Annotated in this window: 10 protein-coding genes, 1 rRNA gene and 1 pseudogene; 2 read left to right on the top strand and 10 right to left on the bottom strand. The window is 35.3% G+C overall.

Features of this window, described 5'->3' with window-relative positions:
- The first annotated feature begins 298 nt into the window (after nucleotides 1-298).
- Nucleotides 299-1,258 carry an aminoimidazole riboside kinase gene (locus A9G28_RS00610; RefSeq protein ID WP_065566147.1) on the top strand — a complete coding sequence of 320 codons (960 nt, stop codon included), beginning with the start codon at nucleotides 299-301 and terminating at the stop codon, nucleotides 1,256-1,258.
- 96 nt (nucleotides 1,259-1,354) lie between these two features.
- Here A9G28_RS00610 and ispC read toward each other — a convergent pair whose 3' ends face one another.
- The 3 genes from ispC to deoC are packed head-to-tail and all read right to left on the bottom strand — an operon-like array spanning nucleotide 1,355 to nucleotide 4,028.
- Nucleotides 1,355-2,533 carry a 1-deoxy-D-xylulose-5-phosphate reductoisomerase gene (gene ispC / locus A9G28_RS00605; RefSeq protein ID WP_065579450.1) on the bottom strand — a complete coding sequence of 393 codons (1,179 nt, stop codon included), beginning with the start codon at nucleotides 2,531-2,533 and terminating at the stop codon, nucleotides 1,355-1,357.
- Nucleotide 2,534: 1 nt separating this feature from the next.
- Entirely contained in the window at nucleotides 2,535-3,305 is a 771-nt protein-coding gene (gene deoR, locus A9G28_RS00600; protein WP_065579449.1) for a DNA-binding transcriptional repressor DeoR, read from the bottom strand.
- A gap of 57 nt (nucleotides 3,306-3,362) precedes the next feature.
- Nucleotides 3,363-4,028 carry a deoxyribose-phosphate aldolase gene (gene deoC / locus A9G28_RS00595; protein WP_065579448.1) on the bottom strand — a complete coding sequence of 222 codons (666 nt, stop codon included), beginning with the start codon at nucleotides 4,026-4,028 and terminating at the stop codon, nucleotides 3,363-3,365.
- A gap of 1,281 nt (nucleotides 4,029-5,309) precedes the next feature.
- Between deoC and A9G28_RS00585 the strand changes: the two genes are divergently transcribed.
- Nucleotides 5,310-6,421, top strand: a protein-coding gene (locus A9G28_RS00585; protein WP_141674657.1) for an IS3 family transposase whose coding sequence is annotated in 2 segments (ribosomal slippage) — nucleotides 5,310-5,559 and nucleotides 5,559-6,421 — 1,113 coding nt in all. Because the reading frame shifts where the segments join, the coding sequence is not laid out codon by codon here.
- Between the two features lie 261 nt (nucleotides 6,422-6,682).
- Here the strand turns inward: A9G28_RS00585 and A9G28_RS00580 are convergent.
- The 7 genes and pseudogenes from A9G28_RS00580 to rrf all read right to left on the bottom strand — a co-directional run bounded on the left by A9G28_RS00580 (nucleotide 6,683) and on the right by rrf (nucleotide 12,098).
- The gene (locus A9G28_RS00580) at nucleotides 6,683-7,120 is read right to left on the bottom strand and encodes a hypothetical protein (RefSeq protein WP_065566152.1); all 438 of its coding nucleotides are present in this window, start codon (nucleotides 7,118-7,120) and stop codon (nucleotides 6,683-6,685) included.
- Nucleotides 7,121-7,514: 394 nt separating this feature from the next.
- Nucleotides 7,515-8,375, bottom strand: coding sequence for an RNA polymerase sigma factor RpoH (rpoH, locus tag A9G28_RS00575; protein WP_065566153.1), 861 nt, complete (start codon nucleotides 8,373-8,375; stop codon nucleotides 7,515-7,517).
- A gap of 201 nt (nucleotides 8,376-8,576) precedes the next feature.
- The gene (gene ftsX / locus A9G28_RS00570; RefSeq protein WP_065579446.1) at nucleotides 8,577-9,536 is read right to left on the bottom strand and encodes a permease-like cell division protein FtsX; all 960 of its coding nucleotides are present in this window, start codon (nucleotides 9,534-9,536) and stop codon (nucleotides 8,577-8,579) included.
- A complete protein-coding gene (gene ftsE / locus A9G28_RS00565) occupies nucleotides 9,533-10,192 on the bottom strand; it encodes a cell division ATP-binding protein FtsE (RefSeq protein ID WP_065579445.1) in 660 nt (219 codons plus the stop codon). Before ftsE ends, ftsX begins: the two co-directional genes overlap by 4 nt.
- Nucleotides 10,193-10,201: 9 nt before the next feature.
- Nucleotides 10,202-11,125, bottom strand: a pseudogene (gene ftsY / locus A9G28_RS00560) (signal recognition particle-docking protein FtsY); the annotation flags it as partial.
- Between the two features lie 135 nt (nucleotides 11,126-11,260).
- Nucleotides 11,261-11,824 (bottom strand): pseudouridine synthase, encoded by a 564-nt coding sequence (locus A9G28_RS00555; RefSeq protein ID WP_065579444.1) that lies wholly within the window; start codon nucleotides 11,822-11,824, stop codon nucleotides 11,261-11,263.
- A gap of 158 nt (nucleotides 11,825-11,982) precedes the next feature.
- A 5S ribosomal RNA gene (gene rrf / locus A9G28_RS00550) occupies nucleotides 11,983-12,098 on the bottom strand.
- Nucleotides 12,099-12,282: the final 184 nt, after the last annotated feature.

Genomic DNA, 12,282 nt, shown 5'->3' with positions numbered 1-12,282 from the left:
CCAATATTAGATACCTTTAACTAAATAGTATCCCAATTTAATTGTTAACGTTAACTATTAATGTAGTTAGCGATAAAATATGTGATGATAGTCACATATTTCTAATATCAACAATGAATTTTTTGTTAAATAATTTAGTTTATGGCAGACTTTTAAAAACAAGTCATAATTAATTCAACAAAAAATTAAACATCAATGATGTTATTAAAAAGTAAAAAAGATGATGTATTTTACAAAGCACAAGTAATTTATACCTGTGCTAGATTACCGCAGTCACTAACTATAATCGAGTTGAAAAATGAATAATACTAAAGTTTGGTCCCTTGGAGATGCTGTCATTGATTTGTTGCCATTTGGCGATATGAATTATCAAGCTTGCGCTGGTGGGGCGCCAGCTAATGTTGCTATTGGTGTTGCTAAATTAGGATTACCTTCCGCTTTTATTGGTCGGGTGGGTAATGATCCTTTTGGTGATTTTATGGAAACGACTTTCCGTAAATATCACGTTGATTGTCAATGCCTTGAAAAAGATGAACAACATCGAACCAGTACTGTAGTTGTCGATTTAGGTCAAAATGGCGAACGCAGTTTTACGTTTCTTGTGTCACCTTCAGCTGATCAATTTTTGTCTCAGCAAGCGATACCTGATTTCAACCAAGATATTTTACATTTTTGTTCTTTAGCTCTCGTCGGGCATCCTTGCCGGCAAACAGTCAAAACAGCAATCGAACGCCTTACAGCTAAAAGTGGCTTAATCAGCTTTGATATTAACTTACGCGAGCAGATGTGGCCAAATAAAAACGAAATGCGCACAACTATTACGCAATTTTGCCATGATGCTGATATCCTCAAGTTATCGGATGAAGAACTATTTTGGTTAACACAATGCAATGATTGGCATGAAGCACTAAGAAAGCTACAACAACACTATGAAGCACCATTAAAGCTCATTACCAAAGGTAAAGATGGCAGTATTGTATTATGGCAAGGTAAAATCTTTACTTTTGATTCGTTTCATGTAAATAGCGTTGATACCACTGGCGCAGGTGATGCTTTTGTAGCAGGATTATTAAGCAGTATTGCATCATCAGGCATGCCAGAAGATAAGCTAATGTTAGAAAGCATGATGACTATAGCTAGTGCTTGTGGTGCCTTAGCAACTACTCAAAAAGGCGCATTAACCGCATTACCTGATAGTGTATTTTTACAATCATTTATTAGCGATAACCCTACATTAACTGCGAAACAAATGGCCTAACAAAGAGTGCCACTAATGGGGTAGTAAAACCATAATTTTGGTTGTCAACTGCCCTTACTTAAATTTAATTCATTGTTTGTTAAAGCTAAATAATATTTAGCACTGGCCACATTGTGATCTTGCCCACTGATCTATTATAAAAACATCATCAATAGTTGACGGTTCAGGAAAAGTTAATTTTTCTAAGGTTTTTGATACATTTTTAGCAATATCCATAAAACCAATTTTATTTTGCAAAAAAGCCTCAACCGCAACTTCATTGGCAGCGTTCAGTGCTGTTGTGGCAGCCTGACCTTGATTGGATGCCTCTATCGCCAATTTTAAACAAGGATAACGATTAAAATCAGGTTGTTTAAATGTTAAAGCCGAAATTTGGCAAAAATCCAACGGTGGCACACTCGATGGAACCCGATCAGGGTAAGACATGGCATAGGCGATTGGCGTACACATATCTGGCACTCCCAGTTCAGCCAACACACTTCCATCTTGATAACGTACCATAGAGTGAATAATCGATTGCGGATGAATAAGAATTTCCATTTCCTCAGCACTGGCATTAAATAACCAACGTGCTTCAATGTACTCTAACCCCTTATTCATCATAGTGGCCGAATCGACAGAAATCTTTTTACCCATTGACCAGTTAGGGTGAGCAATGGCTTGCTCTGGTGTAACTGATACAAGCTTATCTAACGCCCAATCGCGAAATGGCCCGCCAGAGCCAGTTAAAACGATCTTAGTAATACCCTGCTCAGCCAAATTAGCAAAACCTAAATTATGCTGTACTTCGGTTGGCAAGCTTTGATAAATCGCGTTATGTTCACTATCTACAGGTAATAACTCAGCACCATACTTTTTAACCGCTTGCATAAATAGATGCCCACAAGTCACTAGTGATTCTTTATTGGCAAGCAAAATACGTTTACCTTTTTTAATGGCAGCAAGGGTTGGCTTTAGTCCAGCTGCCCCAACAATAGCCGCCATAACTTGATCTATTTCTGGCAATTGCGCTAAATCACAAATAGCTTGTTCACCACTTAATACTTCAACATCCAATTTTAGATTAGCAAGATTTGCTCTTAATTGAGCAGCCGCTTGCTCTGTTGCCATGGCTACGTATTTTGGCTTAAAGTCTAAACATTGCTCAGTCATTTTTATCACATTATTGCCACCAACTAAAGCATAAGCTTTAAATTGATGTGGATTTTGAGCAATAACGGTTAAAGTACTGCAACCAATTGAGCCAGTCGATCCTAAGATTGCGATATTTTTCATATTAATACATCAAGTTAATGTTATGGTTATTGAAAAAAGTGATAAATTCCTTAGCAGGAGCTTTATCTGTAATAATTTGATTAAACAGCGTTAACTCGCCAATAAAAGCCGGCTTAACTTGATTAAATTTAGTATGATCAACAATCAAAATATTATCATTCGATTTTTTCATGGCTTGCAACTTCTTATCTAGCTCTTCCAAATGATAGCAAGTTACCCCACGAGTTATATCAATCCCAGCAGCCGAAATAAACGCTTTATTTGGGCAAATCCAATTCAATTCACTATATTGCCCTATAGTGGTGGTAAAAATCGCATTATTTACCTGATACTGACCACCACATAAAATTGTCTTACAATTCGGCTTATTTTGTAATGCTAAAAATGCGTTTAATGAATAACAAATAGCGGTAAAAGTAATGGAATCATCAATAGCATCAATAATAAAAGGTATTGAGGTACCGCAATCAAAAAAGACGGTATCATTATCAAAAACTAATTTGCTTGCTCGTTTAGCAATGTGTAACTTTTCGTTAACTTGTTTATCTTGTTGGTCTGAAACAAAATATTGTGTTGCTTGATAACGAGCATCGCTGACAATATAGCCACCTAAAACACTTAATGAGGCAGGAACACTATTTAAATCTCGCCGAATGGTCATTTCTGAAACCGCTAACAGCTTAGCAGCATCTTTTAAATGAATCTTATCAGTTTTTGTTAAAATTTGAATGAGCTCATTAATTCTTTTTTGTGATTGTGATTGCGTTTCCATTCAGATTCCATCAACAACAATAAGCAACATAACGTCGCTTATTGATGGGTTTATTGATTAATAATTGCTTGATGATGTAGTGTTACCAGAAACAATAGCAATACCAGCACTTGCACCTAGTCGTGTTGCACCCGCTTGGATCATTGCTTCCGCCGTTTCACGATTGCGAATACCACCAGACGCTTTCACACCCATCTTATCGCCCACGGTTTTGCGCATTAATTTAACATCTTCAACAGTGGCACCAGCAACACTAAAGCCTGTTGAAGTCTTAACAAAAGCCACTCCGATTTCTTTACAAATGGTGCAGACTTTAACAATTTCTTCTTTCGTTAATAAACAGGTTTCTAAAATGACTTTTAATGGCACTTGACCACAAGCTTTAAATACCGCTTCGATATCATTTTTAACAGCGTCCCAATCATTGCTTTTTAACCAGCCTACATTAATCACCATATCGATTTCTTGTGCGCCCGCTTTAATCGCCATTTCGGTTTCATAAGCTTTAGCACAAGTCAGCATAGCACCAAGTGGAAAACCAACGACCGAACAAACTTTAACATCACTGCCATTGAGTAAGCTTGCAGCTAAAGGAACATAACCTGAATTCACACAAACAGAATAAAAATGATATTCCTTGGCTTCATCACAGAGTTTACGAATTTGATCTTCCGTCGCATTCATTGCGAGTAAAGTATGATCAATATACTTTGCATAGCTCATAACGAGATCCTTAAATTGTCTTTGTAATAATGTCTAATAAATATTGTTAGTAGGTAAATGAATAGTAATGTTACAAAAATAACAAAGATAAAGCCATAATGTTATTATAATAACATTATGTAACAATTGTATAAAATAGTACAGTCAAAAATAGCTTTTTAAAAAGCAGAGCGCGATCTTACAAAGATTAGATTTAAAAAAGTAAGATTTTTTGTGATGTGTTTAATTTAGCTATTCTTTTATATGCCAATTTTACCACTGCTAACACCGCTTTCGGCGTTGGCAGGTCACTTACGCAACCAATTCGCTTCGTTATTTAATTAGTTCACCGATCTTGTAAGCGAAAGGTTGTGCCTTACGCAGCAACCTTTCTTAAATAGCCTCGGCTAGATTAGTCCATATCAACCTCACGACCAAGGACTAGGGTTTAAGGACCGAGGCGCAAAAAGTCTGGCTAGAGTCTCTCGACCGGTATCTGTATATCTCACCAGTGCCTATCCACACAATGAACCGGTCACTATCCGGAGTAGCGTCACTCGTCCAGTGGTCGTCGGTACAGCTGGCACCAGGGTAGTTGAGCAAGTTGCCCCACTCAGTGAGGAAACCGCGTTAATATTGCGCTGGTAATGATTACTAGATGAAGATGGCGTGGCGCCGACTGAACCTTCACAGCCAGAACCACCCATGACACCTATACGCTGCGAATTAGTAAAATCCCTTACTCTTGGGCATCTGGTAACCGATACTTCTACACCAAGACAATGAATTAAAATAGTCATAGTAATTATATTCACCTCGGGTGACGAACCACTGCTTTAACTTAAATCCATACTTGATAACAGCACTACCATGACTATCTTGACCGACTAACTCGAATGTCGCTAGCAAGAGGGACGAGGTATATTACCTGGAGAATCGGAATTCATCTGCCCGTTAACGTAACACGTAATCCCCCTGGGCGTTCAAAACTACGCCAATCCTCAGCAGATGGGTTAGTCGGAACCACTGTCATACTTGCGGATTACCATGAATGACCGATGGCCAACTCAATGTACTTGGGCCTACCCCACCTATGCCTAAATAAAAGTACAAACCATTAGCACCAGTAGTAGGGAAGTTTTTATCATAATGGGGTCTGTAGACTGGGTAAAGAAGCCCTTATCTGGGTTCCAGATGTTTGATGGACCAGCAAAATGGACAGGCTACACTAATTAGTACCAGTTTAATAAGGTCATTGTTATGATAACCAAAAAACAAAAGGAACCAACAATGACAAATCTCATTTCAAGAAGAGAAAAACGCAGTTTTAGTAATGAATTTAAAAAACAGAGGGTAATGTTATACCAAAATGGAAAAAAACGAGCGGATATTGTCACCGAATACGACCTGACTAAATCCGCATTAGATAAGTGGATTAAGCAATATCAAACCACTGGTGAGTTTACAGCTCAAGCTAATCGTCGTGCTCAAGAAAATGAGCTCATAGCCCTACGTAAAGAGAATAAGCGATTATTAATGGAGAATGACATCCTAAAGCAAGCGGCGTTGATAATAGGACGAAAATCAAATTAATCACCGAGAATCAACATCGATATAGCTTACGTGCGTTATGTCGATGTTTACAAGTGTCAAGAAATCGATTTTATTATCAACAACCATTAACCAGTAAAAAAACAGACAAAGAGCTTAGTAAAAAAGTGAAAGCGATATTTAACGATAACTATCAAGCCTATGGAACAAGGCGACTACAAGCAGAGCTTAGGGAGAAAAGCATACTATTATCCCGTCGCCGAATTGGTCGAATCATGCAAGAAAATGGATTAGTATCAAAATATACCTGTAAAAAATATCGTGCTAATACAGAACAAAGCAACGAATCAACAGTAAGTAAGCAACTTAATCGTGAGTTTACCGTAGGCCAACAACGCAAAGTGTTAGTGGCTGATTTAACTTATGTGAGAGTAAAACAACAATGGCATTACCTTTGTATGATTATTGATGTAAGCAATCGAGAAATCGTGGGACGAAGTGCAGGAAAACATAAAAATGCTCAACTGGTTATGGATGCTATCAGCCAAATCCCTATTAACTTAAATTCAGTTGAGTTATTTCATTCAGATAGAGGAAAAGAATTTGATAATCATCTACTTGATGAATGTTTAAAGGAGTTTGGAATTGAGCGTTCATTAAGCCATAAGGGATGCCCTTATGATAATGCTGTTGTTGAAGCAACATTTAAAGCGGTGAAAACTGAATTTGTGTCAAACACGATTTTTGATTCACTTGAACAACTCAGGTTGCAATTTAATCACTATGTAGATTGGTTTAATTACAACAGGCTTCGTTCGTCTTTAAATTACCAGTCACCCATTGAATATAAAATGAATCTATGACCTTATCTTTTTGGTACTAAAAAGTGTGGACATACCACTAGGAACTAGGTAATATTATTGTATACCAAAAGGACATCTTTGTAAGAAATTAGTTTTTTTGTATATTATTTAAATACGATTAATCAAATTTATTTGAAGATTATATTCTTGGCTAAAACCCTAAAGAGCGTTATTAATAATCACTATACTTTATTTGTAACTTTAATTGAAGCTGTAGACAAGATTGGATAGAGTAAAAATAGTTGACAAATAATATCAACTTTAAAACACTGCTCTTTTATTCCAGATGGAATGTTCTACTGGAATCCATTTATCATCTTTTTCTTCAAACCATACGGTTAGATTTTCTTCTTTATTGCTAGCCCATGTGACTTCCCTAATTTTAATATCCCTGCTTTTTATTTGTTTTTGTGTAAAAAACTTGAATAAACCAGCTCTAAACTCAGTAATAAAACCATCCTTTTTACCCAAAATAAAAGTTTTATCCCATAAAGGGGGATATTTTTTTATTAAACAATCTATAGGTGCCTGTTTTACCTGATTAAAATGTATAAATTTTTTTATGGTATCGTTATCGCTATCATTTAACGCTTTATTAACTATTATAGGATTTTCGTGATTATTTTCTTCCATTATCTTAATTTTATTGCACGGAGATAATAGCAAAATAAATAATATAACGAATCCGCTTTTCTTCATATCTTTATACTATTATTAGGTAACATAGGTTTTAGCTAATTGAGAATATAAGTGGCATTTTGGTTATTCATTTCCTACGATTAGAGTAATATTGCCTTTTAAATACCCCATAGTTAGTACATAACTTACCTAGAAAATTATATTACCTGTTTTAGTCTTTTATATTCAATTTACCTCATATTTATTTAATGTCCCATAAAGTTATTCGGTATTATGAATAATTAGCCATTGTTTTGTTACTTTCCTTGCTTGTTGCAAATTGTTAAAAAATATAAATCTAACACTTCTGGGCGACATGCACGCTGTTTAATAAAATTAATCTCGAAAACATCAGTTGTAAAAAAACCTTACTCTTTATAAGTAAGGTTTAGGAAGTTAACATTAATAAACAAAATTATGCTTCTATAGCAACTCGTAATTTCTTCATTGCATTTTTTTCAAGTTGACGAATCCGCTCAGCTGAAACACGATATTTATCGGCTAGCACTTGCAATGTTGATTTACTATCATCAGAATCTAGCCATCGTGCTTTAATGATATCTTGGCTACGTTCATCTAATTGTGATAATGCATCATGTAACTTATCTGTCGCGTCATTTTCCCAATTATCATTTTCAATTGACTTAGAAAAATCAGAGTTACTATCTTCTAAGTAGAGAGAAGGTGCAACAATTGAATTATCATCATCATCACTATCTACATCAAATGACATATCTTGAGCCGACATACGAGACTCCATTTCAAGCACGTCCTTACGGCTTACACCCAACTCATTAGCCACCATATCAACTTCGGCATTATTAAACCAACCTAAACGTTGTTTGGTCTTTCTTAGGTTAAAAAATAGCTTTCTTTGTGCTTTGGTTGTTGCAACTTTAACAATACGCCAATTTTTAAGTACATATTCATGAATTTCAGCTTTTATCCAATGGATTGCAAATGAAACTAAACGCACCCCGATTTCTGGATTAAAACGACGCACAGCCTTCATTAAACCGATATTACCTTCTTGGATCAAATCCGCCTGTGGTAAACCATACCCTGAATAACCACGAGCAATATGAGCGACAAAACGTAAATGAGACAAAATAAGTTGTCTTGCGGCATCGACATCGTCATGATAATAAAGTTTTTCACCCAATGATTTTTCTTCTTCTGCAGTTAGCATTGGATAAGTGTTAACCATACGAACATATGATTCAATGTTACCTTGTGGAATTAAAGCACCTACTTGGATTTTTATATCAGTATTCATTTAACTCCCCCTTTATCTTAACTAATTCTTGTTACATAAATTAGATGTAACAATCAAAAAACGTAAAACTACTGTCTATTTATTACTTTGACCTTCAGACTATAAATTAGTTCATCCTTTTTATGTAAAATCAATAAAAATATCCCTAAGTTAGCTACTCATCAATACTAATATATATTTTAGTTAGTTACGTAGAAATAGCTAGGTAATTTTTGTCATTTTTAAATATTTTTTTGTTGCAACAAATGATGAAAACCATCCAATAATTATAGTAATAAGTAAAATTAATAGGCTTTCATCCCATAATAAACCTTCAATATGAATTATTGTTCCAAAAGCATCAGAAACATTCAATATGATTGCTTCTATTTGAAAAATAAATATTTCTGATAATGCCAACGCAATAATAGCGCTAATAAAACTAATAAAAATTCCACTATATAAAAAAGGGCGCAGAATAAAACCTTCTGTTGCGCCAATTAATTGCATAACAATTATGGTTTGTTTTCTAGCAAAAATATTCAAACGAATACTATTACCTATTACAAGTGATACAGCAATAATCATAAAGATTGAAATAACCCAAACAATAGATTTCACCATATTTGTTAACGCAGTTAATTTAGTAAACCAACTATCATCTAACTTTATATCATCTATCCCCTCAATATTGAGTAATTCAGCTTGTAACCGATGCACTACCTCTGTATTTTTTGCTTCTTCTTTAGGTATAACAATCGCCACTGCCGGTAATGGGTTTTCATCTAATAGATCTAATGCACTGCTAAAACCAGACCATGCCTTAAACTCTTCTTTTGTTTCTTCTCGAGAAAGGTAATCAACTCTATCAACCTCGATAAAATATTTAAGCTTGCTCAATAATTCAGCTGTCTGCTCTGAAGTTAATTCTTTATTAATATAAACAGTGAGATTCGGTGTTGGGTACCATTTATGTGCAGCTTGATTAGCATTCTTCCAAAGTAAATAGCTAATAGTGGGTAACATAATAGAAATTGCAATAACAAAAATAGTCAGTAATGATGCAAAAATATGTTGTGTAAAATCATTAAATGTATTGCGCCAAGCATAACCAATTTGCCTTTTCCAACGAGACAAAAAGCTATTTTGATTTTCTTTCGATTTAGCAGAATTACGCGTCAATTTTTAACCTCTAAACGCCCTTCAGTTAAATGCAATATTCTATGATGCTTGCGACGAATAAGTCCTATATTGTGTGTTGCCATTAAGACGGTTACACCAGCTTGATTGAATTCTTCAAAAAGTTTTAAAATATCTCTTGATAGTTTATCGTCTAAATTACCTGTCGGTTCATCGGCAAGCAAGACGCTTGGATGGTTAACAATTGCTCGCGCAATTCCCACTCGCTGCTGTTCTCCTCCCGATAATTGTATTGGGTAAAATTTCATTTTATCTATCAATCCAACCTTATCCAACGACGCTGAAACTCGGCTACGAATTTCTTCCGCGGGTTTACCTAAAATGATCAATGGAATAGCAACATTATCATAAACGGTATGGTCCATTAATAACTGATGATCTTGAAACACCATGCCAATAGTGCGACGTAAAAATGGTATATCATGTTTTTTTAAATTTGAAACATCAATGCCATTTAATAATACTTTACCATCATTAGCTTTTTCTAAACCACAAGTTAACCGCATTAACGTACTTTTACCCGCACCAGAATGTCCTGTTAAAAATGCCATTTCTCCGGATGATAAAGTAAAACTTATATTCTGCAGTGCTGGCTTACCACCAGAATAAATCTTACTTACGCGCTGAAATTGGATCATGAATTTTCTCTATTCATCTTTTTCATCAAATAGGGCATTGATAAAATCATCGGCAACAAAAGGTCTCAAATCTTCAATTTTTTCACCAACGCCGATATAACGTATAGGAATATTAAATTGATCTGCAATACTGAAAATAATACCACCTTTTGCCGTACCATCTAATTTAGTTAATGTCAAACCTGTCACACCTACTGCTTCATTAAATAGTTTAGTTTGGCTAATAGCATTTTGGCCGGTACCGGCATCAATAGTTAACATGATCTCATGAGGGGCTGTTTCATCTTGTTTTTTTATCACTCTGACTATTTTTTTCAATTCATCCATTAAATGAGATTTATTTTGCAAACGCCCTGCTGTATCGGCAATTAACACATCTATTTTTTTTGCCTTTGCTGCTTGTATTGCATCAAAAATAACGGAAGCTGAATCAGCATTAATATGCTGCGCAATAACAGGAATATGATTCCTTTCACCCCAAACTTGCAGCTGTTCAACGGCTGCTGCACGAAAAGTATCACCAGCAGCAAGCATAACTGATTTACCTTGCTGTTGAAATTGACGAGCTAATTTGCCAATTGTCGTGGTTTTGCCTACACCATTAACACCAACCATTAAGATAACAAATGGATTATGGTTACTCACCTCTAAAGGTTTATCTACCCCATCTAAAATAGACTTCATTTCTTGTTTTAAAAGTTCTTGAAGAGCATCAGCATCTTTTAATTCTTTTCTTGAAGCCTGTTGAGTTAACGAGCTTATTAGTTTTTGTGTAGTATCAAAACCAACATCAGCAATAATAAGTTGCTCTTCTAGCTCTTCAAATAAAGCATCATCAATTTTTTTTCCTTTGAATAAACTTAGAAAACCAGCTCCAATATTCTGTTTAGTCTTAAAAAGACCTTTTTTTAAACGAGAGAAAAACCCTTCTTTTTTTTGTTCAACCATAAATAATTCATCCCATGATCACTTAAAGATCATTTTATCTTATTTTAGAATAAAGCCCAATTAATTCGATATTTTTAGAAATTATAAAAGATGGAATTCGTTGATCATAGCCAATATTGGTTATAAATAAAGATATTGAGTTGTGATATATCGCCATTCATTTAATGGCAACTGATGAGCAAACAGATTGTATGCGCCTATTTGAACTCTAACCAGCCTTAAACAAGGAAAACCAACAGCGGCACACATACGTCTAACCTGTCGATTTTTTCCTTCTGTGATTGTAATGCTTATCCATGAAGTTGGTATTGTTTTGCGCTCTCTAATAGGAGGAAATCTTTGCCATAATTGCAATGGTTCATCAAGAAAAGTTACTATAGCCGGTGCGGTATAAAATTCTTTTAATTGAATTCCTTTTCTTAACCTATCTATAGCTTTTTGATTAATAATGCCTTCCACCTGAACCCAATATGTTTTGGGTAATTTAAACTTTGGTGAGCTGATTTTTGCCTGCAATTTACCATTATTTGTTAGCAATAATAGCCCTTCACTATCAGTGTCCAAGCGTCCAGCGGGATAAAAATTAGGTAATGTAATATAGTCTTTTAATGTCTGATATTTTTCATGCGCCGAAAATTGTGTCACAACATTAAACGGCTTATTAAAGGCAATTAGTGAACTCATTTCATTCCAACATCAATTCAACATCAACTTATCATCTTCAATACGTTATTCTTCGGACTATCCGCTCTAGATATTACTATACAAATAAGCGCTCCATTAAATAAAATACCAAACGTAAAAAAGCCCAGCATCACTGCTGGGCTTCACTAAATTTAAAAGTCTGGCGGCACCCTACTCTCACATGGGTAATACCCACACTACCATCGGCACTACGGCGTTTCACTTCTGAGTTCGGCATGGGGTCAGGTGGGACCACCGCGCTATTACCGCCAGACATATCCTGTCTTCTCTTCTCTCAATTACTGTGTATTATCTCATATCCACAACAATCTCTCAATCCGGAACAAACTGCTCTCTCATTTATTAAACAATTTAAAGTCAATCTCTATACAATCATCAACTTCAATCATCCTATCGCGTAACTCCAAAACAACTCCGAGTTGTAAGGTTAAGACTCT

The sequence above is a fragment of the Gilliamella sp. Fer1-1 genome (assembly GCF_001690825.1).
Lineage (GTDB): Bacteria > Pseudomonadota > Gammaproteobacteria > Enterobacterales > Orbaceae > Gilliamella > Gilliamella apicola_C.
This window is presented reverse-complemented; position numbering and strand designations above follow the sequence as displayed.

What these genes read in the sequence shown, in the direction of transcription:
- A9G28_RS00555 (WP_065579444.1), bottom strand. Translation starts at nt 11,824, where the DNA reads ATGAGTTCACTAATTGCCTTTAATAAGCCGTTTAATGTTGTGACACAA.
- A9G28_RS00610 (WP_065566147.1), top strand. Translation starts at nt 299, where the DNA reads ATGAATAATACTAAAGTTTGGTCCCTTGGAGATGCTGTCATTGATTTG.
- ispC (WP_065579450.1), bottom strand. Translation starts at nt 2,533, where the DNA reads ATGAAAAATATCGCAATCTTAGGATCGACTGGCTCAATTGGTTGCAGT.
- ftsE (WP_065579445.1), bottom strand. Translation starts at nt 10,192, where the DNA reads ATGATCCAATTTCAGCGCGTAAGTAAGATTTATTCTGGTGGTAAGCCA.
- deoC (WP_065579448.1), bottom strand. Translation starts at nt 4,028, where the DNA reads ATGAGCTATGCAAAGTATATTGATCATACTTTACTCGCAATGAATGCG.
- rpoH (WP_065566153.1), bottom strand. Translation starts at nt 8,375, where the DNA reads ATGAATACTGATATAAAAATCCAAGTAGGTGCTTTAATTCCACAAGGT.
- A9G28_RS00580 (WP_065566152.1), bottom strand. Translation starts at nt 7,120, where the DNA reads ATGAAGAAAAGCGGATTCGTTATATTATTTATTTTGCTATTATCTCCG.
- deoR (WP_065579449.1), bottom strand. Translation starts at nt 3,305, where the DNA reads ATGGAAACGCAATCACAATCACAAAAAAGAATTAATGAGCTCATTCAA.